The following is a 24,547-nucleotide window of genomic DNA, read 5'->3' on the forward strand; positions in this document are numbered from 1 at the left end:
TAGATTGGCCCGGTGAGCATCCTCATCTCGCCGAGCATCCTGAACTCCGACTTCTCCGACCTCACGGGTGAACTGGCGAAGATCTCCACGGCCGACTACGTGCACGTGGACGTCATGGACAACCACTTCGTCCCGAACCTCACCCTCGGTCTGCCGGTGGTCGAGTCCATCCTGCGCACCTCGCCGCTGCCGGTGGACGCCCACCTCATGATCGACGAGCCCGACCGCTGGGCTCCCGCGTTCGCCGAGGTCGGCTGCGCCTCGGTGACCGTGCATGCCGAGGCCACCGCCGCCCCGGTGCGCCTGGCCCGCGAGCTGCGCGCGCAGGGCGCCCGCGCCGGACTCGCGCTGCGCCCGGCCACGCCGGTGGAGCCGTACCTCGACCTGCTCGGCGAGTTCGACATGATCCTCGTGATGACCGTCGAACCCGGCTTCGGCGGGCAGTCCTTCATCGACGGCACGCTGCCGAAGATCGAACGCACCCGGCACGCCATCGCCGGTTCCGGGCTGGACGTGTGGGTCCAGGTCGACGGCGGCATCTCCCGGGACACGATCGGGCGCGCCGCCGAGGCCGGTGCCAACGTGTTCGTCGCCGGTTCAGCGGTGTACAAGGCCGAGGACGCTGGCGCCGAGGTCGAGGAGTTGCGCCGCCTGGCCACCGAGGCCCACCGGCACGACGCACCGACGACGCACCGGCACTGACCGGCCGGACGAACGCGACACCGGCACGACGCTTCCCACAGCGCTCCCGATATGGAAACGTTGTCACTACGAGCTGGCAACGAGCGAGGGAGCACATGTCCGGGCCGAACGTCGTCATGATCGTCGCGGACCAGTGGGCCGCCGACACGATCGGCGCACTCGGGCACCCGACGGTGCGCACGCCGCATCTGGACCGGCTCGTCGAGCGCGGCACCACCTTCACCTCGGCCTATTGCGCCGCGCCGATCTGCCTGCCGTCTCGCACGGCGATGCTCACCGGGCGACTCCCACGGCGGGACCGGGTCTACGACAACGCGTCCGAGCTCCCGGCCGGCGTGCCCACGGTGGCGCACCACCTCAACCGTGCCGGGTACCGCACGGCGGTTGCGGGCAAGATGCACTTCGTCGGCCCGGACCAACACCACGGCTTCGCCGAGCGCCTGACCCGTGACGCCTCACCGACGGACTTCCGGCTGACGCCGGACTGGACGGCCGGTCCGGTGGCCAACCCCGGCACCAGCGTCCGCCGGCTGCGCTACGCGCCGACGGCGCCGTGGACCTGGCAGCTCTCCTACGACGAGGAGGTCACGCACCGGGCGCTGGAGCGCCTCCGGCTGGCGAGCCGTGAGGCCTCGCCGTTCTTCCTCTGCGTCTCGATCACCCATCCGCACGACCCGTTCGTCCTGCCGGAGGCGTACTGGGACAGGTACGCCGCGGACGAGATCGATCCGCCGCGCTCCCCGGCGGCGCCCCTGGAGGACCTGCATCCGGCCGACCGCTGGATCCAGACCCATCACGAGGCGGACCGCTTCCCACTGTCACTCGATGAGACGCTTCGCGCACGGCGCGCGTACTACGCCGCCGTGTCCTACGTCGACGACACGGTTGGTCGCGTCCTGGGCGAGCTCCAGCGGCTCGGGATGAGTCAGGACACGGTCATCGTCGTCACCAGCGACCACGGGGAGATGCTCGGCGAGCACGGCATGTGGTTCAAACGCAGCTACCGTGATCCGTCCGTCCGGGTGCCGTTGGTCGTCGCCGGGCCCGGGATCCCGGCCGCCGCCACCCGGCACGCCCCCGTCTCTCTCATGGACCTGGTCCCGACTCTCCTCGATCTCACCGACGTCCCCGGCCGGGCCGAGCACACCGCCGCCATGGACGGCCGCTCACTCGCGCCGGCGATCCACGGCCGGGAGGAACCCGACCGCCCCGTGTTCGCGGAGTACCTCGGCGAAGGCACGATCGAGCCGGTGCTCATGGTGCGGCAGGCCGAGCACAAGTATGTACGCGTCCGCGGCCACGCGCCGATCCTGCACGATCTCGCCGCCGACCCCGCCGAGTCCCGCAACCTCGCGCACCAGCCCGATCACGCCCGGGTCGTCGACCGGTTGGACCGGTTGCTCCTCACCGGTGTGGACCTCGACCAGCTCTACGAGGACGTGCTGCGCAGCCAGAACGAACGTCTCCTCGTCGCCGGCACGACGCCGTGGGAAAACTCCTGGCAGCCCGACGTCGTCCCCGCCGGTGCGCGGATGTACCCGGCTCCGACGGCCTAGGGGAGGCGGGCCCGTGACGACGACCTCATCCGACATCCTCGCCCTGGGAATCGACGTCGGAACCACCAACACCAAGGCGACACTGGTCGCGGTCGACCCGACCGGCGTCCGCGAACTCGCCCTGGCGGCCGCGCCGACCCCGTCCGACGCGCCCGGTCTGCTCGCGATGGTGGCCCGGGTCGTCGACGACGTCCTCGGCGAGACCTCAGGCGGACCGCACACCGTCGGCATCGCCTCCATGGCCGAGACCGGCGTCTGCCTCGACAAGCATGACGAGCCGACGACCGGACTACTCCGCTGGGACCCCCGACGAGCGACGGGACAGGCCTCGAGGCTCGCAGACAGTTACGGCGCCGACGCCCTGTTCGCCGCGACCGGCGTGCGACCGAGCGGCAAGACGCCGCTGGCCACGTGGGCGTGGCTGCGGGACCACGGGTTCGCTTTCGACCGGTGGGCCGGCGCTGCGGACTTCGTCGCCCTGGCCCTGACCGGCGTGCTCGTCACCGACCACACGCTGGCCGGGCGCACCATGGCCTACCGCATGGGCGGGGCGCCGGCCGAGACGTTCGACGCCGAGCTGCTCGAGCTGGCCGGACTGCGACCCGGCCAGCTTCCCCACGTCGCCGCACCCGACGACGTCGCAGCCCACGTCAGCCACGCCGCCCTACGCCGATTCGGGCTCGGTGAACTCACGCGGCGCCTGGCGCCGGGCACCCCGGTCACCGTCGCCGGACACGACCACCCCGTCGGCGCGTGGGCGGCCGGCGCACGCGGTCCGGGGGAACGTGCCGATTCGCTCGGCACCGCCGAGGCGGTCCTGACCGTCCTGCCCGCGCCACCGGCACCTGCACCCGTGGCCGCGGCAGGCATGAGCTGGGTCCGTACCGTCAGCAGCCGCCACGACGCCCTGCTCGCCGGCACCTCGAGTGCCGGCGCGATGCTCGGCTGGCTGGCGGACCACCTCACCGACACCACGGTCGCCGACGCCCTCGTCGCGGCGGCCGGCGACGTGCGCCGCACCGGCGCCCCAGCCGGTCCGATGGTCCTGCCGTATCTCGCGGGGCGCCAGACGCCGGCACCCGACCCTCAGGCGCGCGTGCGCGTCCTCGGCTCCGCCGCCGGCGCCGACCCGGCGTTGGTGGCCCGCTCCGTCCTGGACGGCATCGCTCTGCAGGCCCGCTGGATGCTCGAGGAGCAGGCCGGCCTCGGCGAGGCGGCACCGGGCCCGGTGACTGTGCTCGGCAGCCTGCTCGAGGAGCCGGCTGTCGCCGAGACCAAGCGGCTCGCCACCGCGGCACCGCTGCGCCGCGTGACGGCACGCGAACCGGTCGCCACCGGCGCCGGACTCCTGGGTGCCGTCCGGGCCGGGTTGCTCGGGCCGCCCGGCCCGGCTCTCGGCAACGCCCCGGTGCTGCCCGCCGTCGATCTTCCCCCGCCGGCGAACGACCCCTACCGCACGGCGCTGACCGCGTTCACCCGTGCCGCCACCGAAGGAGAGAGATGACCCCCGCCCCCTCGCTCGACGCACTCGCCCGCCCGTCCGGTGGGCTCGCGATGGTCGCCATGGACCAGCGCGAGAGCCTGCGGCACATGTTCGACCAGGCCGGCGCGGGACGTCCGCCGGACCGGGTGCTCATCGACTTCAAGCGCGCCGTCGCCGAGATCCTCGGCCCGCAGGCGTCGGGCTTCCTCATCGACCGGCACTACGGCTTCGACGAGATCCGCGGTGACCTGCCGCCCTCGGCCGGTCTGATCCTCGCCGTCGACGACCTCGTCCAGGAGCCGGGCGGACCGGTCGAGGACACCGGCCTCGACGAGACCGCCCTCGGCCAGGACCTATCCGGGGTCGCGGCGCTCAAGCTCCTGATCATCTGGCGCCGCGACGACCGCCGCGAGGCGCGGGTGAATCTTGCCCGACGGTTCGTCGCGGCAGCGCGGGAGCGCGGCCTGCTCTCCGTCCTCGAACCCGTGGTCAGGCCCGCCGCCGGGGAGAACGACTTCGACACGGAGGCCGCCATCCGCGAGGCCGCCCGCGAGCTCTCACCGCTGGGACAGAGCCTGTACAAGGTGCAGGTACCGCTCGGCGGCCGCGGTACGGAAGCCGAGCTGCGACGCGCGTGCGAGGCACTCGCCGGGGATATCACCGGCCCGTGGGTCGTCCTCTCGCAGGGCGTCGACCGAGCCGACTTCTGTCGCGCGGTCGGCGCGGCGTGCCGCGCCGGGGCCAGCGGCTTCCTCGCCGGGCGCGCCCTGTGGAGCGACATCGTCGGCGCCGCCGACGTTCCCGCCCGGCTGCGGGAGGTCTCCCGGCCCCGACTGGAGGAGCTCGCCGCCGTCGTCGATGCCGAGGCACGACCGTGGAGGCAGGCATGACCACCGTCGGGTTCATCCACACCGTGGCGGATCTCGCCGGCCGGTTCGAGCAGCTGGTCGCACCGGCCGCCGTGCGGACCGTGCACGCAGCCGACCCGTCCCTGCTCCGCCGGGCGATCGACGTCGGCGTGGACGAGGACCTCCACCGCCGCGTCGCCTCCCACGCGGCCCACCTCGCCGCCTGCGGCGCCGACGCCGTTCTGGTCACGTGCTCCTCGATCGGGGAGACCGTCACCACGGCCGCCGAGGCCGCCGGTGTGCCGGTGCTGCGGGTCGACGCCGCCATGGCGCGCGAGGCCGTCACGCGCGCTCGCACCGCCGGCGGTCGCATCGCAGTCCTGGCCACGGTCAGCTCGACGCTGGGGCCGACCGGCCGGCTGGTACAGGCCGAGGCCGACCGCGCCGGCGGCGGCATCATCGTCACCCCCGAGGTCGTCGCCGGCGCCGCCGACGCCCGGTCCGCCGGCGACCACGACGACCACGACCGGCGCGTGCGTGATGCCGTGGCGCGGGTCGCCGGATCGGCCGACGTCGTGGTCCTGGCCCAGGCGTCCATGGCGGCGGCGCTCGAGGGGGCCGAGCCGCCCGTACCGGTCCTCACCTCACCCGTCAGCGGCGTCGCCGACCTGCTCGCAGTCGTTCAACAGGACAAGCCCCGACCGCGGTGAGAACGTTGCCGGTGTTGACGACCGGGAACGATGTGGGTACGTTGCCACATGGCAACGATGCCACACAGAAGGCGGAGATGAGCGATGAGGCAAGTTGTACGGTCCACGGCCGTGTTCGGGCTCGCGGCCACGCTGGCCCTGTCGGCGTGTGCGCGCGGGCAGACCGAAAGTGGGGACGACGCTGGCGGGAACGATGACGGCGGACAGAACCAATTCGACCCCGAGGCGGAGCTGAGCGGCGACGTCCAGATCATGGGCTTCGGCGTCAACGACGAGGTCGCCGAGGTGCGCTACAACCGGGCGCAGGAGGCCTTGCCGGACGTCAACTTCTCCCTGGTCGAGGGCGACCTCGACATCCAGCAGTTCCTGTCCTCGGTCGCCGCCGACGACGCCCCGGACCTCATCTACGCCAACCGCGACCAGATCGGGACGTTCGCCTCCCGTGGTGCGATCATCCCGCTCGACGAGTGCATCGCCGGGGAGGGCATCGACACCTCGGTGTTCCGGCAGCCCGCACTCGATCAGATCACCTTCGCGGACCAGCTGTGGGGTGTGCCGGAGTTCAACCAGGTCCAGATCACCATGGCGAACGCCGACCTGCTTCAGGGCGCGGGACTGACCATCGACGACGTCAACGGCTCGGACTGGAGCGCGATCGAGAACGCCACCGAGCAGATGACCGTCCGCGAGGGCGGGGACCTGCAGGTCATCGGGTTCGACAGCAAGCTGCCGGAGTTCATCCCGCTGTGGGCGATGGCCAACGGCGCGTCCCTGCTCTCCGACGACGGCCGCACCGCCAACCTCGACGACCCGGCCGTCGTCGAGGCCCTCGAGTTCGCCGTCGGCATCTACGAGGCGCAGGGCGGGTTCAGCGCGGTCAAGGCCTACCGGGACTCGGCGGACTTCTTCGGCGAGGGCAACCAGTTCGCCACCGACGTCCTCGGCGCGATGCCGATGGAGCAGTGGTACGTCAACGTCCTCAACGACGTCTCCCCGGACGCGCCGATGGCCTTCGACACCTTCCGCAACCAGGAAGGCGAACCGCTGGCGTTCGCCTCCGGATCCGCATGGGCCATCCCGGCCGGCACCGACACCGCTCCGATCGCGTGCCGGTTCATCCGCCAGATGACCGAGACGGACGCCTGGATGGCCGCCGCCGAGGAGCGCCACCGCATCCGTGAGGAGGAGGGCGAGCTGTTCACCGGCCTGCTCACCGGCAACATCGAGGCGGACGAGCGCATCTACGACGAGTACGTCTCGCACGACGCCCCGGAGCCGTGGGCCTCGGCCATCGAGGCGATGTACGAGGGCAACGACCACACCTTCTCCTTCCCGGCGAACCCGGCCGACGCCGACTTCAAGAACGCGTGGCAGGACGCCGTCAACCGCGTGCTCAACGGCCAGGCCAGCCCGCAGGAGTCGCTCGAACGTGGCCAGGAGGAGGCCCAGGCCGCTCTCGACGAGGCGTGGGCCCAGTGGGACGAGGAGCAGGACTGACGTTGGCCGCAACCATCCAGGAACGGCCCGGCCAGAAGGCTGCGCGGCGTCGCAACCTGCTCTGGGTCGGGCTGTTCCTGAGCCCGTGGATCATCGGGTTCTGCGTGTTCACCGCCTGGCCGGTGCTCTACAGCGGGTATCTGTCGTTCACCGACTACGACGTGCTCACCGACCCCGAGTGGGTGGGGCTGGCGAACTACGAGCAGATGATCGCCGACCCCCGGGTCCGGCTCTCGCTGTGGAACACCTTCTACTTCACGGCGATCCAGGTTCCGCTCCAGGTGCTCGTGGCCCTGGCTCTCGCTCTGCTGCTCAACCAGGCCGGCCGGGCCGCCGGGTTCTTCCGCACCGCGTTCTTCCTGCCGAAGATGACCCCACCGGTCGCCGTCGGCATCCTCCTCCTGCTGCTCTTCAACGGCCAGGACGGACTGATCAACCGGGTGCTCGGCTGGGTCGGCATCGACGGCCCGGCGTGGACCACCGACCCGAACTGGGTCAAGCCCGGACTCATCCTCATGAGCCTGTGGTCGGTCGGCTCGTCGGTGATCATCCTGCTCGCCGCGCTACGCAACGTCCCGAACGAGCTCTACGAGTCCGCCCGGGTCGACGGCGCGAACTTTTGGCAGCGCACGGTGACCATCACGGTCCCGATGATCTCCGGCCCGATCTTCTTCATCTTCGTGGTCAACACCATCGCCGGTTTCCAGACGTTCACCGAGGCCTACACGGCGTTCTTCGGGTCTGGGAACACCACCTACAGCAACGACGCCGCGCTGTTCTTCGCGATCTATCTCTTCCGGCAGGCGTTCGAGTCGTTGCAGATGGGCTATGCCTCGGCCATGGCCTGGCTGATGTTCGTCATCATCCTCATCGTCACGCTCATCCAGCTCCGGCTGTCCAAACGGTTCGTCTACTACGAGGGGGAGCAGCGATGAGCGCCGCGTCCACGCCGGTGACCGACGTCGCCCGCGCGAGCGAGGTCTCCCGGGCCGGCGGCCTGCCCACGCCGAACCGACGGCGCTGGTCGGTCCGGCGCGTCTTGGTGCTGCTCGCACTCGTGGCGTGCACCGTCGTGTTCATCTACCCGTTCATCTGGCTCATCTCGGCCTCGTTCAAACCGCGCAGCCAGGTGTTCGACAACAAGCTCATCCCGGAGACCTTCACCCTCCAGAACTACGTCGACGTCTGGCACGAGGCGCCGATGGCACTCTGGCTCTTCAACACCGTCCTGGTGACGGTGCTGGCGGCGGTGACGGTGACCATCTCCAGCGCCATGGTCGCCTGGGGCTTCTCCTACTTCCGGTTCCGCGGCCGCGGCTTCCTCTTCGGCCTGGTCCTGGCCACCATGATGCTGCCCGGCGCCGTGACGATGATCCCCACCTTCCTCATCTGGGACGCCCTCGGTCAGGTCGGGACGTTGACGCCGTTGTGGGCCCAGAACCTCTTCGGGTCGGCCTTCTACATCTTCCTGCTGCGGCAGTTCTTCCTCGGCCTGCCACGCGATCCGTTCGAGGCGGCGCGGATCGACGGTGCCTCCCACTGGGGAATCTTCTGGCGCATCGCCATGCCGCTGACCAAACCGGCCATCGTGGTGACGTTGCTGTTCGAGTTCCAGGCGGCCTGGACCGACCTCATGCGGCCGCTGATCTACCTGCGGGACTCGAGCACGTTCACCATCCCGCGCGGACTGAAGGCTCTGCTCGACCAGTACGGCTTCGGCGGCAACTGGCACTGGGAGATCATCGTCACCGCCTCGGTCATCACCACCATCCCGATGATCGTGCTGTTCTTCCTCGGCCAGCGGCACTTCATCGAGGGCATCGCGACCACCGGGTCCAAGGGGTGAGCGGGCAGCAACCGGCGGCCCGCACGTTTCCCGAGGCCTTCCTCTGGGGTGCGGCCACCTCCGCCTACCAGATCGAGGGTTGCCTCCACGCGGACGGCCGCGGGCCCAGTGTCTGGGACGAGTTCGCCCGCCGGCCCGGGGCGATCGAGGGCGGCGGTACCGCGGAGATCGCCTGCGACAGCTACCGCCGCTGGGCCGACGACGTCGAGCTGGTGGCCGGCCTGGGGCTGAACGCCTACCGGTTCTCGGTGGGCTGGTCGCGCATCGTCCCCGACGGGCGTGGGTGCGTCGAAGCGCGGGGGCTGGATCACTACGAGCGCTTCGTCGACGCCCTGCTGGCACGCGGCGTCGCCCCCGTGCTGACGCTCAACCACTGGGACATGCCGCAGGCACTGATGGACGACGGCGGCTGGGCCGCCCGATCCACGGTCGAGGCCTTCGCGTGTTACGCCGAGGCGGTCGCGGACCGGCTCGCCGACCGGGTGGAGTGGTGGATCACCCAGAACGAGCCGTGGATCATCGCGCTGCTGGGCTACCAGATCGGACTGCACGCCCCCGGCGTGCGTGACCTCGAGGCCTCGCTCGCCGCCGGCCACCATGTGCTGCTCGGGCACGGCGCGGCGGCGGACACCCTGCGCGGCAGGCCGGGGGTGCGCGTGGGTGCGGCACTCAACCTGCTGCCCTGTGTCCCCGCCACGGACAGCGAGGCGGACCGGGCAGCCACCGTCGGATCCGACGGGTACGTCAACCGGTGGTATCTCGATCCGCTGCTGCGCGGCGGCTACCCGGCCGACATGCGGGCGCACTGGGAGCGGGCGCTCGGACACCCGCTGGATGTCATCCGCGACGGCGACGAGGCCCTCATCGCCGGGCGCAGCGACTTCCTGGGCGTGAACTACTACACGCGCCGGGTCATGGTGGCCGCCGAGCCCGGCCCGGACCGGCCCTTCCCCTGGCAGGTCGTCCCACCGCAGGGCGAGGTCCGGCGCACCGACGAGGGCACGGAGATCCACCCCGACGGGCTGCGTGACCTCCTCGTTCGCCTGCACCGCGAGTACGGCGGCGTCCCGCTGCTCGTCAGCGAAAACGGTGGCGTCTTCGGCGACGCCCCGACGCACGACGGCCAGGTCCACGACGTGCGCCGCATCGGGTTCCTCCATGAGCACCTGCGCGCCGTCCATGAGGCGCTCGAGTCCGGCGCCGACGTGCGCGGTTACTGTCACTGGTCCCTCCTGGACAACTTCGAATGGGCCCTGGGCTACCGGCCGCGCTTCGGCCTCGTCCACGTCCACTACCCGACCGGCGAGCGGACGGTGAAGGATTCCGGGCACTTCTACGCCGAGGTGGCACGCTCGGGCGTGCTCCCGTCCCACGCCCCGCTCGAACCCGCCGAACGCACGACCATTCCCGGGAGTACATGATGATCTCGACGGCGACGCTCGAGGTGACCGAGGTCTCCGGCGCCGTCCGCGTCACCGCCGCCACCTACCTCCTCGAGGTACGCGCGGACCCACCGCGCGCGGTGCTCGCCGGCGCCGACGGGCGGATCTGGAGCCACCTGAGTCTGCTCGCCACTCTGGACCGTGCCGACCGGCGCGACGAGGCCTACGCCGTCGGCGCACCGGAGGTGGCCGTCGACCCCGACGGGACCGTCGAGGTGACCGTCACTACCGCGAGCACTGCGTGGCGAACCAAACGGATCCGGCTGCGCTGCACGCCCGAGGACGTGGCCGTGGACGCGACCGTGACCGGAACCGGCATGCTGAGCACCGTCTCGTTGCTCGGCGGCCGGGCCACCCTGCGCACAGGAGCGAGCGGCCCCTTCTGGTCCTCCATCGAGTACGCCTCCGTGTACAGCCCGGCCCCGAGCGAACCGGTCCAGGTGGTCCGACCGGCGTCCTCCGCCGTCGTGCTCGGTGGCCTGGGCGACGCCGCACCCGGGCGCCTCCACGGCATCTTCTCGCCCCCGCCGCTGTGTCTCGCGCTCGGGCGGGAGCCCGCCTCCGGGGCCACGGACGTCCCGGCGGGGGAGTGGCTCGGACTGTCGGTGCGGGCGCCGATCTCGGGGCTGACCTTCACCGAGCTGCGGTACGACCCGGGCGACGGCGGGTACCGCATCGTCCTCGACTACGACGGGCACACGCAGGTGACCGGCGAGTTCACCACGCCCGCGCTCGTCCTGCGACCGGCGGCCACACCGGCCGTCGCCATCGAGGACTACCGGCAGGACCTCGTCGACCGCGGCCTCGCGCCGGACGGTCCGCGGCGCCCGCAGCCCCTCTGGTGGTCGCAGCCGATCTTCTGCGGCTGGGGCGCCCAGTGCGCGCTCGCCCCGATCCCCGGTGCCACGCCCGGCCATCCCTACTTTCTCGACGACCTCGGTCCGGCGGCGGTTCCCGACGGCGTGCCGACGGGGCCCGACATGGCGCGCCAGGACGTCTACGACGAGCTCCTCGACCGGCTCGCCGCACAGGGCGTGACCCCCGGCACCGTGGTCGTCGACGACCGGTGGCAGGACCACTACGGCACGGCCCGTCCGCACCCCGGCCGATGGCCGGATCTGGGTGGCTGGATCGCCGGACGGCACGCCCGCGGCCAGCGCGTGCTGCTGTGGTGGAAGGCCTGGGACCCGGCCGGGCTTCCGCCCGAGGAGTGCCTTCTCGACCCGGAGGGCACGCCCGTCACGGTCGACCCGGCCAGCCCGGCGTACGCCGAACGCCTGCGCACGACGGTCGGAGATCTGCTCGGACCGGGCGGTCTCGACGCCGACGGGTTCAAGATCGACTTCACTCAGCGCTCGCCCGCCGGTCCGCTGCACCCCGGCGACCCCGCCTCGCCGACCGGTCGGACGCTGTGGGGCCTCGCCGCCCTCCACCGGTTGCTGGCGACGATCTACGACGCCGCGAAGGCCGCCAAGCCGGAGGCGCTGGTGATCACGCACACCCCGCACCCCTCGTTCGGCGATGTGTGCGACATGGTCCGGACCAACGACGTCCTCGAGCGCGACCCGACCGGCCGGCTCGTCCCGGTGTCCGACCAGTTGCGCGCGCGGGTGGACGTCGCCCGCGCCGCCCTGCCCCACCATCCGGTCGACACCGACCAGTGGCCGATGCCCGACCGGGCCGCGTGGCGCTCGTACGTCGCCGCGCAAGCCGGCCTCGGCGTGCCCGCCCTGTACTACGTCGACCGCATGGACCGCTCCGGCGAGCCCCTGACCGACGAGGACCGCACGTTCGTCGCCGAGACCTGGCGCCGCTACCGGGAGGACCGTTGACCGACGCATCGACCGGCACCACCGCAGATTCCTACGACGTCCTGGTCTACGGGGCCACCTCCGGCGGTGTCTGCGCCGCGGTCGCGGCCGCCGAGGCCGGCGCGCGGGTCGCCCTGGCGGAACCGGGCCGGCACGTCGGTGGCATGACCTCGGGCGGTCTGGGCTACACCGACCTGGGCGATCTGCGCGTGGTCGGCGGGTTCGCGGCCCGGTTCCGCCAGGACGTCGCCGATCATTACGGCGTGACGCCGGGGACCTACGCCGGTCCCGAGCCGCACGTCGCCGAGTCGATCTTTCTCCGCTGGCTGGAGCAGGCGGGCGTGGAACTGCGGTTCGGGCGCGCGGTGGCCGGTGCCGAGATCGCCGACGGCCGGATCGAGCTCGTCCGGTTCACCGACGGCACCGCCCTCGCCGGTGACGTCGTTATCGACGCAAGTTACGAGGGGGATCTGCTGGCTGCCGCCGGCGTGAGCTACGCCGTCGGTCGGGAGGGCCGGGCGGCCTACGGTGAGTCACTCGCCGGGCGGCAGGAGATGCTGCCGGGCCGGCACGCCATGCCGCCGTGGATCTCGCCGTTCGCGGGGGATCCGGCCCCGGGAGTGGTCGGCGAGCTGCTGCCGCAGATCAAGGCCGGCCCACCGGCCGACGTCGGCACGGGCGACGGCGGGGTCATGTCCTACGGCTACCGGGTCTGCCTGACGACTGCGCAGGACCGCATCCCGTTCGAGCGGCGCGCCGGCTACGACGAGAGCTACTTCGACCTGGCGCGGCGGCTCTTCCACCGCTGGGAGCGCGAGAGGTTCGAGGTGACGGCCGGGTGGATGATCGGCCTCGAGCCGAACCTGCCGGTCGGGAAGTGCGACGCGAACTCGCTGGGACCGATGTCGTTGAGCGTCCTCGACGGCACCGCCTGGGAGTACCCGGACGCTTCGCCGCCCCGGCGCGAGGAGATCCGGCGCCACCACCTCCAGCACGCCCAGGACTTTCTCTGGTTCCTCACCCACGACCCGGAGGTCCCGGGGCGGGTCCGGCGCGAGATGTCACGGTGGGGCCTGCCGCGTGAGGAGTTCGCCGACACCGGTCACCTACCGCACCAGCTGTACGTCCGCGAGGCCCGTCGGATGGTGGGCGAGCACGTGCTCACCGAGCACGACCTGCTCCGGCCGCGGCCGGTCGCCGACGCCGTCGCGATGGGCTCGTACAACATTGACATCCGCGAAGTGCAGCGCACGTGGCGATGGGTCTACGAGTTCGACGGTCCCCAGGCGGTCGTCTTCAACGAGGGGTACCTGTCGTTGCCGGTGCCGCCGTACCCCGTCCCGTACCGCGCACTCCTGCCGCGCCGCCACGAGTGCCGGAATCTGCTGGTGCCGGTGTGCGTGTCCGCCTCGCACGTCGCTTTCGCCTCGGTGCGGATGGAGGTCCAGTACCAGATGCTCGGGCAGGCCGCCGGGCTGGCCGCGGCGCGCGCGGCGCGCTGCGGCACCGACGTCCACGACGTCGACATGACCGACCTGGGCGAGGCGCTGCGGGCGGCGGGTCAGATCCTCTCGGTCTGAGCGGGCGTGTCACCGAGGCACGCACGGACGAACGGCACCAGGACGGGTCGGAGGACCTCTGCCTCATGGCTCTGCGCCTCGGCCAGCCGGGCTCGGACCTCGTCCTGAGGCGCGTCGGGATCGGCGAGCAGGTCCAGCGCGGCGATCCCGGCACGGGCGGTCGCGGCGGCGGACTCCGCCCACGGCATGAGCTGCTCGGTCAGTCGCCCCTCGGCTGCGGAGAGTCCGGCCGGAACGGCCGCGAACTCGGTCAGGGCCGCGCGGAGCGCGTCGGAGGCGGTCGCGTCTCCCGCGAGCGCCCCGTCGCACAGGCGCTGCAACGCAGGTGCTCGGGGAGCGCTCGGCGGCCACGAGCTGCAGACCGACACCAACGGGCGGACCGCGTCGGCGACCGGGCCCGCCTCGGCCAGCGCGGACTCGGCGGCCCTCTCGGGGTCGTAGCCGGCCGGGTCCCACGCCCACCGGGCGACGGTCGCGAGCGCGAACCGGGAGGGGGCCGCCTGGATCATCGGGTTGGCCGTGATGCCGACGAGCGCGCTGCCGGCCACGTCCGGAGTACGGCCGAGGAGCGGCCCGAGGAACAGCCGTGAGGTGTCGAAGTCGTTGACCGGGAAGTTGTCCCACAGCAGCACTGGCCGCCGGTAGCTCGCGGCGGCGGCGTCGATGTCCTCCCGGGTGACGTCGCCGACGACGATGTCCCGGCCGGTCCACCACACGGGGATCTCGTCCGGGAGAGTCTCGGCGAGCCGGTCGCGGTAGTCGGAGCGGGCCGTCCCGGCGTAGTCCGTCGGCACCATCACCAAGGTCGGGTCGTGGGGCGAGAGCACCTCGGCGGCGAATCGGGCGCAGGTCCACCCGTGCGCGGCGCCGGCCGCGCCGGCGCCGTCGCCGAACCGGTCGCGGTCCTCAGATGCGGTCAGTTCGGTAGGGATGTCGTCGAAGAGAAGGGCGAAGGCGCGTATCCCGGCGGACCGGATCTGGCGCCCCTTGGCGGCCAGCGCCGCGTGCTCGCTCTCGTCGGCGTAGCGCATCGTCAGTCCGGGCGCCAGCGCGTAGACCATCTCCACCCCGGCCTCGGTGGCGGCTGCGGCCAGGTCTGCGAGGCGGGCGAGCTCCTCGTCCGGGTAGGGCTCGCGCCACTGCTCGCGGTGGAACGGGTCGTCCTTGGGCGCATAGACGTAGTGGGTGAGACGGTGCCGCTCGCAGAAGGCGAGAATGTCCAGCCGGTCCTGGTGCGTCCACGGCGGGCCGTAGAACCCTTCGATCACGCCGCGGTGTGCCAGCGCCGGTGCGTCGGCCATGACCCCGATCGGCAGCTGCCACCGCCGACCGGTCCTGGCGGGACGGACGCGGCGCGCCAGGGCCTGCAGGCCGTACCGCAGCCCCCGCTCGGTCCTGCCCGAGACGATCGCGGTGCCCGCGCCGTCCTGACCGGCACGGACCTCGACCCGGTAGGCCTGCTCCGCCAGGTCGGCCGCGGTACGGACTCGGACGTCGAGGCTCGCGCTCGCCCCGGCGTCCCGGGTGGTGGGCAGCGCGTCGGCGGTATGCGCGGGCAACTCATCCGGCAGGGCGCGGCGCACGGCGCGGACGAGGGGCGCCGGGGCGTCGACGATGAACCGGTCGGCAGTGACGGTCGAAGACATGTGTGGCAACGTTACCAGTGCCGTGACGCGACTTGGAGCGCCCAATGTGGAAACGATATCATCAGGCGATCATGAGCACACCGAAGGCGGTCGCGCCCGGCATCTTCCGGATCGAGGACACGTGTCACGTCTACGTCGTCCTGGCCGAGCGTGACGACGCAGCGGGCAGCGGAGAGCAGACGGCGATCACCATCGACTTCGGGTCGGGCGAGGTGCTCGACCACCTGGCGGAGATGGGCGTCGACCGGATCACCGACGTCCTCATGACGCACCACCATCGGGACCAGGGGCAGGGACTGGACCGCGCCGTCGCGGCCGGTATCGCGGTGCACGTCCCGCCGGTCGAGCAGGACCTGTTCCGCGACGTCGACGAGATGTGGCGCACGCGCGGGCTGATCAACGACTACAACCTCCGGCAGGACCGCTTCTCCCTGCTGGAACCAGTCCCGGTCACGGGTACGGTGCCGGAGTACCGGACGGCGGACTACCACGGCGTGTCGGTCGAGGTGCACCCCACGCCCGGACACACCACCGGGTCGGTGACCTACGTCGTCGAGCGGGCGGGGGCGCGGATCGCCTTCTCCGGCGACCTGATCTACGCCCCCGGCAAGGTGTGGTCGCTCGCGGCCACGCAATGGTCCTACACCGAGAACGAGGGGCCGGCCATGACGGTCCTGAGCTGCTACTTTCTGCTGCGCCAGCGCCTCGACCTGCTGCTCCCCTCGCACGGCGAGCCGATGCACGATCCGGTGGCGGCGCTGGAGCTGCTCGCCGAGCGCATGCAGCGGTACGTCGACTCGCGCCGCCCGTACCCGTGGGAGCTGCGCGCGCGACTGCACGCGCCGTTCGTTCCGGTGACGGAGCACCTGCTGCTCAACCGCACCTCCAACTCGTGCAGCTACGTCCTGCTCTCGACGTCGGGGGCTGCGCTCATCATCGACTACGGCTACGACATGACCACCGGTCTCCCGCCGGGGGGCGACCGCGCCTCTCGGCGGCCCTGGCTCGCGTCGCTGCCGGCCCTGCGTGCCGACTACGGCGTGGACCAGGTCGAGGTGGCCCTGGCCACGCACTACCACGACGACCACGTGGCCGGGCTGAACCTGCTGCGCGAGGTCGAGGGCACCGAGGTGTGGACCGCGGAGACCGTGGCGCCGATCCTCGCGGACCCGCTCCGGTACGACCTGCCATGCCAGTGGTACGACCCGGTGCCGACCGACCGGGTCCTCGAGCTCGGCAGCACAGTGACCTGGCGCGAGTACGAGATCACCGTGCACGATCTGCCCGGGCACACCATGTTCCACACCGGCTTCGAGTTCGAGGTCGACGGGGTACGCGTGCTGGCCACCGGCGATCAGCAGACCGGCCTCGGGGTCCCGGGGGAGCGGCGCGAGGTGCTCAACTACCAATACCGGAACCGGTTCCGGGTCGACGACTACCGCCACAGCGCGCAGCTGTACCGTCGCGTCGCGCCCGGGCTCATGGTCAGTGGTCACTGGGAGCCGCGGTGGGTGGATGAGACCTACCTCGAGATGCTCACCGAGGCCGGCGACGAGCTCGCCCTCGCCCACCGCGAGCTGCTGCCGGGGGAGGAGTTCGACGTCGGCGCCGACGGGGTTGTGGCCCGCGCTCGGCCGTACCTGCAACGTGTCGCTCCCGGTGCCACGACGACCGTCGACGTCGAGCTGCGCAATCCGTACTCCCGCTCGGCGCGTGCCAGGCTGGTACCTGTGCTACCGACCGGGTGGTCCTGCGTGCCGCAGGCCAGTGAGATCGACCTCGCCGCCGATGAGGAGCGCGTGATCACGCTCCAGGTCACCGCGGGCGAGGCGGCGCGGCGACGTTCTCGGCTGGCGGTCGACGTCAGCGTGGGCGACCTGCGCCTGGGGCAGCACTGCGAAGCCGTGGTCGACGTCGAGGATCGGACTGACTCATGACCCCAGCCCAGGAGCGACCCGGCCCCGGGCGTCGCGCGACGATCAGGGACGTCGCCGAAGCGGCCGGCGTCTCGCAGTCGACGGCCTCGCGCGCGCTGACGGGACGGGGATATGCCGCCGAGCCGGTACGCCGACGCGTGCAGGACGCGGCCGAGCGACTGGGATACGTCCCGGACGCCATGGCACGTCACCTCAAGCAGCGGGTGAGCCGGTCCGTCGGCGTCCTGGTCCATGACCTGCGCAACTCGTTCTACGCCGATCTCGCGGCCGGCGCGGGACAGGCCGCACGCGATCGCGGCTACACGCTCACGCTCACCGACCTCGGACGCGGTCAGACCGAGGAGGTGGCGGCCGCGGAGGCCTTCGTCGCGATGCGCGTCGCCGGTGTGATCGCCACCCCCGTCTCGGGCGCGGTGGTCGACTACCTCGATCGGCACGGCGTGCCGGTGGTCGAGGTGGACCGCCAGTTCGCACCGGCCGTGTGCGACGCCGTCGTCGTCGACAACCACGGCGGTGCCCGCGCGGCCACGGACCATCTCCTCGATCTGGGCCACCGGCGTATCGCGCTGCTCATCGACGAGACGGACTGGACCACCGGCCGGGAACGCCACCGCGGCTTCTGTACGGCACTCGAGGCCCGCGGGCTCAGCGTGGCCGACGACCTGGTCGTGGCCACCGGGTGGGACGTGACTGCGGCCCAGACCGCGACCGAACGACTCCTCGCCGCCGACCAGCGACCGACGGCGATCTTCGCGGCCAACAACCTGCTCGCCGAGGGGGCCTGGCGCGCCGCCAGTGACGCCGGTCTCACGATCCCTCAGGACCTCAGCCTCGTCTCCTTCGACGACGCGCCGTGGATGACCATGGTCCGACCCGAGGTGACAGCTGTGGTCCAGGACGCCGTCGCCGTCGGCGCCGCCGCCGTCGACCGCCTGCTCACCCGTCTCGACGACGGCTCGGCGGACCTCCAGACCGTGGTCCTGCCTGCCCCGCTGGTGGTCCGCGGCTCGACGGGCGCCCTGCGCCGCTGACCTGCCCGGCCACGGGCCCATCCGAATGTGGCAACGTTGCCAGAAGCGAGAAGCAGTGGCTACGATCCGATGTGGCAACGATGCCAGGTTCTCGATCTCGGCCTGGCCCAACCCCAACGGCGCGGCTGCGGCCGGTCACGGAGGAAGCCTCATGGGTGATAGCTCACTCCCGGTGCTCGCGCTCGACATCGGGGGGACGAAGCTGGCCGCGGCCGTGGTCACCGCCGACGGCCGGCCGCACGGCCTGCGCGTCGTCCCCACCCGCCGCGAGCAGGGACCGGAAGCGGTGCTGACCCGGCTGTGGAGCCTGGGCCACGACGTGCTACGCAGCACCGGCATCCGGGTCGCCGGCACCGGCATCGCGTGCGGCGGACCGCTGGACCCGATCCTCGGCGTCGTCTCGTCCCCGCCGCACCTGCCGGGCTGGCGAGACGTTCCGCTGACCCGGCTCGCCGGTGAGCAGTTCGACGTCCCTGCCGCCCTCGAGAACGACGCGACCGCGGCCACGCTGGCCGAGCACCGCTTCGGTGCCGGACGGGGAGCGGCCACCATGGTCTACCTCACCGTCTCGACGGGCGTCGGTGGTGGCGTCGTCGTCGACGGCCGACTGCACCGCGGATCAGCGCTCAACGGCGGGGAGCTCGGCCATCTCGTGGTCCGACGTGGCGGGCGGCGCTGTCGCTGCGGTCGAGCCGGTTGCGTCGAGGCGTACGCCGCGGGTTCCTCGCTCGCGGACCGCGCCGCGCAGGAGGTCAGCGCCGGGGCCCGGAGCGTGCTGACCCGGTCGGCGACGGCCGAGGATGTCGCGGCCGCGGCGCGCGACGGCGATCCGCTGGCGGGACGACTCTGGCGCGACGCCGTCGACGCGCTAGGCAGTGCGGTGACCGACCTCGTCAACGCCCTGGAGCCGGAGCTGGTGGTGCTCGGCGGTGGCGTCGTCCGCTCCGGCGAGCAACTGCTGGGGCCGGTGCGCGAGACCGTCATGCAGGAGGCGATGCCCCCGGCCGCCGCAGCGGTGCGGGTCGAGCGCGCCCACCTCGGCGACGTCGTCAGCCTCGTCGGCGCGGGCGCCGTCGCCCACGACGTCCTGGCAGGTGCCCGTGTCTGAGCTGACCCGCAGGCCCGCCGCCGCATGGATGAGCGAGCACGTCGCCGCCCATGTCAGCCTCGCGCAGGAGCTGGAGGAGGTGCTGCCTTCGGCCGAGACGGTCGGTGACCTGTTGTGCCGGGCCTACGCCGCGACGGGGGTGCTCTACACCTTCGGCAACGGCGGCAGCGCCGCGGACGCCCAGCACCTGAGTGGAGAGATGATCGGCCGATACCGGCGGGAGCGGCGGCCGCTGCCGGCGGTGACCCTCACCGCGGACGCGACGGTCACCTCCTGCATCGCCAACGACTACGCCTATGCCGACGTCTTCGCCCGGCAGGTGGCCGCGCTCGCCCGCCCGGGGGACGTGGTGGTGGGCTTCACGACGTCGGGCCGGTCTGCCAACGTGGTCGAAGGTCTGCGCGCGGCACGGACCGCCGGTGCGACCACGGTGCTGTTCGCCGGCCACGACGGCGGGCCGGCGCGGGCCCACGCGGACCACACCGTCCTCGTCCCGTCGCGGGAGACACCACGGATCCAGGAGATGCACACGCTGCTGCTGCACGTCGTCAGCGAGATGGTCGACGCGTGGGCAGCGAGGGAGAACCCATGACCGACTCACGTACGAGCCCACGCCGAGCGCCGATCGCGAACGCGCCGTCCGGGGAGCAGCCGTCCGGGCTGCGCCGCGAGGAGCGGCCCCGGGCGACGCCGGACCGCACGCTGCACATGATCGGCAACGCGCACCTCGACCCGGTGTGGCTGTGGCCGTGGCAGGAGGGCTACCAAGAGGCGCGCGCGACGTTCTGGTCCGCCATCCACCGGATGGAGGAGTATCCGGACTTCGTCTTCACCTGTGACCAGATGGTGCTGCTGTCCTGGGTGGAGGAGTCGGATCCGCTGCTGTTCGAGAAGATCCGCGAGCGGGTGGCCGAGGGGCGCTGGGTGATGACCGGCGGCTGGTGGGTCGAACCCGACTGCAACATGCCGTCCGGCGAGTCGTTCGTCCGACAGGGGCTGTACGGACAGCGGTACCTGTGGGAGAAGTTCGGCGTCACCGCCGACGTCGGGATGAACGTCGACCCGTTCGGGCACAACGTGATGCTTCCGCAGATCCTGCGTGGGCAGGGGATGGACAGCTACGTCTTCCTGCGGCCCGGTCCCCACGAGTCGGAGCTGGACGCCACCGCCTTCTGGTGGCATGCACCCGACGGGAGCCGGGTGCTCGCCTACCGGATCCCGTACGAGTACTGCAGCCCGGCGGGACAGGTGGACGGCCAGACGGACAAGTCGCTCGGCCAGGCGGACCGGCGGCTGGGCGACCTCATGATCTTCTACGGCGTCGGCAATCACGGCGGCGGGCCGACGCGCGCCAATATCGAGTCCATCCGCCGCTACGACCGCATGGGGTCCTTCGGGAGGCTCAGCATGTCCTCGCCACGGCGTTACTTCGACGAGCTGGCCGCCCGGCTCGGCACCGACGGCATGGCGGACCTGCCGGTGTGGCGGGAGGACCTCCAGCACCACGCCGCCGGCTGCTACTCCGCCCACTCGGGCATCAAGGCCTGGCAACGGCGCGCGCAGGCCAAGGTGCTCTCGGCCGAACGATGGGCCGCCCTCGGCGCGCTGTGGCAGGGCCTCGACATCCCGCGGGCGGACCTGGAACGCGCGTGGAAGCAGATCCTGTTCAACCAGTTCCACGACGTGCTTCCGGGTTCGGCGATCGAGTCCGCCTACGACGACGCCCGCGACGAGCTGGGCGAGGCCGTCGCCATCTCCCAGCGCATCATCACCCGGGTGCAGAACGTCCTGGCCGGCCAGCTCGAGATCCCGCTCGAGGAGGGCACGCAGCCGGTCGTCGTTTTCAACCCGCACCCGTGGCCGGTGACCACCGTGGTCGAGCTGCAGTACGGCGCTCAGCAGGGCGGCGTGCACGTGGTCGACGGAGACGGGCGCCAGACACCGTCCCAGCGCGTCCAGTCCGTCGCCACCACCAACGACAAGGGACGCGCCGCCCAGCTCTTCTCCGTCCACGTCCCGCCGCTCGGCTACCGCTTGTACCGGCTCCGAGGCGGCGCCGCACCGGAGGGCCTGGGGTGGAGCGACGAGCCGCCGGGGGAACTGCACGCCACACCGGACGTGCTGGAGAACGCGTGGCTGCGCGTCGAGATCGACCCCGGCACCGGGTGGTTGAGCTCGCTGGTGGACAAACGCACGGGCCAGGACCTCGTGGCCGGCGCGAGCGGCGAGCACCTCCAGGTCTGCGAGGATCCGACCGACACGTGGGGGCACCGGGTCGTCTCGTACGCCTGGCCCGGGGAGGCGATGCGCACCACTCGCGTGGTGCTGCGCGAAGCGGGCCCGGTCCGGGCTCGGCTGCGGGTCGAACGCGAGTGGGGCCGGTCCACGCTCGTGGAGGAGCTCATCCTCACCCACGACACCGACCACCTCGAGGTGCGCGCCACGCTCGACTGGCGCGAGCGTGCCCACCTGCTCAAACTCCGCGTCCCGACGGCACTGCGGGACCCGGACGCGACCTACGAGGTGCCGTTCGGCTCCATCGAGCGCCCGGTGGACGGTGCGGAGGAGCCGGCACAGTCGTGGGTGGACCTCACCGGAACCCTCCCGGGCGACGGCGACCGCGACGGCGAGAGCGCACCGGTCCGTGCCGGTCTTGCGCTGGTGACCGACGTCAAGCACGGCTACGACGTCTCGCCCGCCGGTCCCGACGCCAGTGCGAGCATCGGGCTGACCGCCGTCCGCAGCCCGGTCTATTCCTGGCACGACCCCCGCCTGCTCGACCCGGACGGGATCTACACCTACCAGGACCAGGGTGTGCAGCATTTCCGTTACCTGCTCGTCCCGCACGGTCCTGACTGGCGCTCGGCCGACCTGACGCGACGGGCGGCACTGTTGGGCTCTCCGGTGCGCGCCATGCTCGAGAGCTTCCACGCCGGTCCGTTGCCGGATGCTCTGACCACCGTCTCCGACGGACACGGCCAGGTGATGATCACCGCCGTCAAGCCGAGTGAGGACGACGTCGACGGGCCCGACGCCACCACGCGCGCCGACCTCGTCGTCCGTGCGGTCGAGACCACCGGGCGCCCGGGCCGCGCCCGACTGGAGCTTCCCGTAGTCGGCCGGGCGATCGAGGCGGAGTTCGGGCCCAGCCAGATCCGCACGTTCCGTGTGCCGCGCGACCCCGCGCTCCCGGTGGTCGAGGTCGACCTGGTCGAATGGCCCCTCGCCGAGCCGGCGACCGACGTCACGGTCCATGAGCTCCCCGGCGGACCGTACGCGCGCGGCTGCGTGCTGCCCCCGGTCAAGGGGCGCGCTCAGGCGACCGACCGCGACGCCTCGGACACCCGCGACCAGGCGCAGAGCGGCTCGCCAGGCCAGCACGGGCGCGGCGTCGATGACTGATCTGCCAGGCCCGACCCTGCACGTCGAGTTCGTCCGCCCCGACGGGCTCACCACACCGCTGACCGAGACGCTGGAGACAGACGTCCGGCAGGAGCGAGACCCGTCCGACGAGACCGCCACCCAGGTGACGGTCCGGGTCAGGAACGCCGGTGACCGGCCGGTGACCGGGGGCATCCGGGTACGTCTGGCGATGTCCGGCGTCGCCGAGCCGTGGTGGCTGATCCCCGGTCTCTTCTACGGCGAGAACCGGCCCGTCGACTGCGACGTCGCCTACCCGCGCTTCGCAGCCACGGAGCCGGCCGATCCGCAGACCATGGTCAGCAACGCGTGGTCCTTCCGGGCCGACCGTGCCGCCACGCCGGCCGTGTTCGGATGGGGCGGGCACGCCGGCATGGCCCTCGTCACCGAGGAGACCTCCGAGCTCGGGATGAGTGGGCTCGGCTTCACCCACCACGACGAGGACGGCGACCCCACCGCCGAGGTCCACGTGACCTTCCCGTACCGCGAGGAACCGGTTGTCTACGACGGCAGCGCCACCCCGGCGCCGGCCGAGGCGTCCACCTGGACGTGGCACCCCGGGCAGTCGACAACGGTCTGCCTGCAGGCCCATACGCTCACCGCCGACCGGCACGGCTACGCACCCATCCTGCGCAGGGCCCACGCCCGGGGCAGGCGCGCCGGGTCGATCCGTCCCTGGGTCGGCGTGCCCGAGGCGGCCGACCTCGCCGCGTACGGGCTGCACCGCTGGCACTACGACCCGGATCCGGGCGTCCTACTGGAGACGGTGGCCTTCGACCGTGGCGTCCACGACGACCGGGCCCGGACCCTGGACCGGCAGGCCATGCACGTCGGCTGGGTCAGCGGCATTCCGTGGGCGTACGCCCTGCTCGCCCATGCCCGCCGCCTCACCGACGCCGAGCCGGCCACGGCCGCGCGGTATCGCGAGGCCGGTACGAGGGTCGTCGACCTGGTGTGCGACAACCTGGCCCCCTGCGGGACGTTCTGGGGGCGCTGGGACCGCGAGCGCGGGTGGACGCAGAGTTGGACACCTCTCGCCGGTGCGCTGCACGCCCGCACCCTCGGCGAGGCGACGTTGTTCCTGCTGCGCGCCCTCGCGCTCGGCGACGGCGCCGGGGCGGCGCACCCCGCCTGGGTCCGTGCCGCACGAGGCAACCTCGACCACATCGCGAGCCGCCAGCGCACGGACGGCAACCTCGGGGCGGCGCATCATGCGGTGACGGGTGAGGTGCTGTCCTGGACCGGGGCGGCGGGGCTTACGTCGGTCGCCGCACTGTGCGAGGCGGCCGACCTCGACGACGGCCGCTACCTGGCGGCCGCCCGCCGCGCCGGGGAGTACTACGCGCGGTTCGTCGAGGCGGAGTTCGTCCACGGTGCGCCGGAGGACGTCGACCTCGCGCCGTCGTCGGAGGACGGGTACGCGGCGGTCATGGCGTATGTGGCGCTGCACCGCAGGACCGGCGAGGAGCGTTGGCTGGATCTGGCCCGGCGCGCCGCAGACTGGATGCTCACCTTCCGTTACACCTACGACGTCACCTTCGACGCCCGCACCACCCTGGGACGGCACCGCTTCACCACCCGCGGCGCGGATCAGGCCTCGCCGCCCAACCAGCACCTGCATGCCTACGGCCTGGTGTGCACGGGGGAGATGTTCGAGCTCGCCGCGGCCACCGGTGAGGAGTACTACGCCGAGCGCGCGCTGGAGCACCTGGCCTGCTTCCGGCAGATGCTGCCTCGGGTCGACGGTGAGCTCAACGGCTACCGCGGGATGGTGACGGAGCGGTACTACCAGACCCGCTGCTTCCAGCCGAAAGGCATGCTCCTCACCCTCTCGCACGCCTGGAGCGCCGGCGTCCTGCTCCTCGGGTGCGAGCAGGCGATCGCAGCCGGCCGGGTCCCGCTCTGACCCCGCGTCGGCCCCGTCGGCCGC

The 24,547-nt window shown here is 72.1% G+C and carries 18 protein-coding genes; 17 read left to right on the forward strand and 1 reads right to left on the reverse strand.

From position 1 onward, the window contains the following. Positions 1–12 precede the first annotated feature (12 nt). The 11 genes from rpe (at position 13) to ACFSE6_RS15330 (ending at position 13,475) form a co-directional block, all read left to right on the forward strand. Positions 13–702, forward strand: a complete 690-nt coding sequence (gene rpe / locus ACFSE6_RS15280) for a ribulose-phosphate 3-epimerase (protein ID WP_388008995.1) — start codon at positions 13–15, stop codon at positions 700–702. A gap of 95 nt (positions 703–797) precedes the next feature. Continuing rightward, the gene (gene betC / locus ACFSE6_RS15285; RefSeq protein WP_388008998.1) at positions 798–2,258 is read left to right on the forward strand and encodes a choline-sulfatase; all 1,461 of its coding nucleotides are present in this window, start codon (positions 798–800) and stop codon (positions 2,256–2,258) included. A 13-nt stretch (positions 2,259–2,271) separates the two neighbouring features. Beyond that, positions 2,272–3,762, forward strand: a complete 1,491-nt coding sequence (locus tag ACFSE6_RS15290; protein ID WP_388009001.1) for an FGGY-family carbohydrate kinase — start codon at positions 2,272–2,274, stop codon at positions 3,760–3,762. Continuing rightward, positions 3,759–4,631 carry a hypothetical protein gene (locus ACFSE6_RS15295; protein WP_388009004.1) on the forward strand — a complete coding sequence of 291 codons (873 nt, stop codon included), beginning with the start codon at positions 3,759–3,761 and terminating at the stop codon, positions 4,629–4,631. Before ACFSE6_RS15290 ends, ACFSE6_RS15295 begins: the two co-directional genes overlap by 4 nt. Then, on the forward strand, positions 4,628–5,299 hold the full coding sequence (locus tag ACFSE6_RS15300) for an aspartate/glutamate racemase family protein (RefSeq protein ID WP_388009007.1): 672 nt from the start codon (positions 4,628–4,630) through the stop codon (positions 5,297–5,299). Before ACFSE6_RS15295 ends, ACFSE6_RS15300 begins: the two co-directional genes overlap by 4 nt. Before the next feature lie 111 nt (positions 5,300–5,410). Further along, the gene (locus ACFSE6_RS15305) at positions 5,411–6,796 is read left to right on the forward strand and encodes an extracellular solute-binding protein (RefSeq protein ID WP_388009010.1); all 1,386 of its coding nucleotides are present in this window, start codon (positions 5,411–5,413) and stop codon (positions 6,794–6,796) included. A 2-nt stretch (positions 6,797–6,798) separates the two neighbouring features. Next, complete coding sequence (locus ACFSE6_RS15310) at positions 6,799–7,731, forward strand: carbohydrate ABC transporter permease (protein ID WP_388009013.1); 933 nt, start codon at positions 6,799–6,801, stop codon at positions 7,729–7,731. Continuing rightward, a complete protein-coding gene (locus tag ACFSE6_RS15315) occupies positions 7,728–8,642 on the forward strand; it encodes a carbohydrate ABC transporter permease (RefSeq protein WP_388009016.1) in 915 nt (304 codons plus the stop codon). Before ACFSE6_RS15310 ends, ACFSE6_RS15315 begins: the two co-directional genes overlap by 4 nt. Next, positions 8,639–10,063 carry a GH1 family beta-glucosidase gene (locus ACFSE6_RS15320; protein ID WP_388009019.1) on the forward strand — a complete coding sequence of 475 codons (1,425 nt, stop codon included), beginning with the start codon at positions 8,639–8,641 and terminating at the stop codon, positions 10,061–10,063. Before ACFSE6_RS15315 ends, ACFSE6_RS15320 begins: the two co-directional genes overlap by 4 nt. Continuing rightward, the gene (locus ACFSE6_RS15325) at positions 10,063–11,916 is read left to right on the forward strand and encodes a hypothetical protein (RefSeq protein ID WP_388009022.1); all 1,854 of its coding nucleotides are present in this window, start codon (positions 10,063–10,065) and stop codon (positions 11,914–11,916) included. The genes ACFSE6_RS15320 and ACFSE6_RS15325 overlap by 1 nt, the downstream gene beginning before the upstream one ends. Then, complete coding sequence (locus ACFSE6_RS15330) at positions 11,913–13,475, forward strand: FAD-dependent oxidoreductase (protein WP_388009025.1); 1,563 nt, start codon at positions 11,913–11,915, stop codon at positions 13,473–13,475. Before ACFSE6_RS15325 ends, ACFSE6_RS15330 begins: the two co-directional genes overlap by 4 nt. Here ACFSE6_RS15330 and ACFSE6_RS15335 read toward each other — a convergent pair. Further along, entirely contained in the window at positions 13,457–15,121 is a 1,665-nt protein-coding gene (locus tag ACFSE6_RS15335) for a protein O-GlcNAcase (protein WP_388009028.1), read from the reverse strand. The genes ACFSE6_RS15330 and ACFSE6_RS15335 overlap by 19 nt on opposite strands. 71 nt (positions 15,122–15,192) lie before the next feature. Here ACFSE6_RS15335 and ACFSE6_RS15340 point away from each other — a divergent pair, with 71 nt between their 5' ends. From ACFSE6_RS15340 to ACFSE6_RS15365, 6 genes are all read left to right on the forward strand, one after another. Next, the gene (locus tag ACFSE6_RS15340) at positions 15,193–17,058 is read left to right on the forward strand and encodes an MBL fold metallo-hydrolase (protein ID WP_388009031.1); all 1,866 of its coding nucleotides are present in this window, start codon (positions 15,193–15,195) and stop codon (positions 17,056–17,058) included. Continuing rightward, positions 17,055–18,089: a LacI family DNA-binding transcriptional regulator gene (locus ACFSE6_RS15345; RefSeq protein ID WP_388009034.1), complete on the forward strand. Its 1,035-nt coding sequence runs from the start codon at positions 17,055–17,057 to the stop codon at positions 18,087–18,089. Before ACFSE6_RS15340 ends, ACFSE6_RS15345 begins: the two co-directional genes overlap by 4 nt. Positions 18,090–18,240: 151 nt before the next feature. Then, entirely contained in the window at positions 18,241–19,197 is a 957-nt protein-coding gene (locus ACFSE6_RS15350) for an ROK family protein (protein ID WP_388009037.1), read from the forward strand. Further along, positions 19,190–19,789 (forward strand): D-sedoheptulose-7-phosphate isomerase, encoded by a 600-nt coding sequence (locus ACFSE6_RS15355; RefSeq protein WP_388009040.1) that lies wholly within the window; start codon positions 19,190–19,192, stop codon positions 19,787–19,789. Before ACFSE6_RS15350 ends, ACFSE6_RS15355 begins: the two co-directional genes overlap by 8 nt. Further along, positions 19,786–22,599, forward strand: a complete 2,814-nt coding sequence (locus tag ACFSE6_RS15360) for an alpha-mannosidase (RefSeq protein ID WP_388009043.1) — start codon at positions 19,786–19,788, stop codon at positions 22,597–22,599. Before ACFSE6_RS15355 ends, ACFSE6_RS15360 begins: the two co-directional genes overlap by 4 nt. Continuing rightward, the gene (locus ACFSE6_RS15365; protein ID WP_388009046.1) at positions 22,592–24,523 is read left to right on the forward strand and encodes a hypothetical protein; all 1,932 of its coding nucleotides are present in this window, start codon (positions 22,592–22,594) and stop codon (positions 24,521–24,523) included. The genes ACFSE6_RS15360 and ACFSE6_RS15365 overlap by 8 nt, the downstream gene beginning before the upstream one ends. Positions 24,524–24,547 lie beyond the last annotated feature (24 nt).

It is taken from the genome of Georgenia deserti (genome assembly GCF_042680605.1).
Taxonomy (GTDB): domain Bacteria; phylum Actinomycetota; class Actinomycetes; order Actinomycetales; family Actinomycetaceae; genus Allobogoriella; species Allobogoriella deserti.

Excerpts from the sequence above, each read along its gene's own strand:
- betC (WP_388008998.1), top strand. The coding sequence starts at position 798 with ATGTCCGGGCCGAACGTCGTCATGATCGTCGCGGACCAGTGGGCCGCC.
- ACFSE6_RS15295 (WP_388009004.1), top strand. The coding sequence starts at position 3,759 with ATGACCCCCGCCCCCTCGCTCGACGCACTCGCCCGCCCGTCCGGTGGG.
- ACFSE6_RS15300 (WP_388009007.1), top strand. The coding sequence starts at position 4,628 with ATGACCACCGTCGGGTTCATCCACACCGTGGCGGATCTCGCCGGCCGG.
- ACFSE6_RS15315 (WP_388009016.1), top strand. The coding sequence starts at position 7,728 with ATGAGCGCCGCGTCCACGCCGGTGACCGACGTCGCCCGCGCGAGCGAG.
- ACFSE6_RS15325 (WP_388009022.1), top strand. The coding sequence starts at position 10,063 with ATGATCTCGACGGCGACGCTCGAGGTGACCGAGGTCTCCGGCGCCGTC.
- ACFSE6_RS15335 (WP_388009028.1), bottom strand. The coding sequence starts at position 15,121 with ATGTCTTCGACCGTCACTGCCGACCGGTTCATCGTCGACGCCCCGGCG.
- ACFSE6_RS15340 (WP_388009031.1), top strand. The coding sequence starts at position 15,193 with ATGAGCACACCGAAGGCGGTCGCGCCCGGCATCTTCCGGATCGAGGAC.
- ACFSE6_RS15345 (WP_388009034.1), top strand. The coding sequence starts at position 17,055 with ATGACCCCAGCCCAGGAGCGACCCGGCCCCGGGCGTCGCGCGACGATC.
- ACFSE6_RS15350 (WP_388009037.1), top strand. The coding sequence starts at position 18,241 with ATGGGTGATAGCTCACTCCCGGTGCTCGCGCTCGACATCGGGGGGACG.
- ACFSE6_RS15360 (WP_388009043.1), top strand. The coding sequence starts at position 19,786 with ATGACCGACTCACGTACGAGCCCACGCCGAGCGCCGATCGCGAACGCG.
- ACFSE6_RS15365 (WP_388009046.1), top strand. The coding sequence starts at position 22,592 with ATGACTGATCTGCCAGGCCCGACCCTGCACGTCGAGTTCGTCCGCCCC.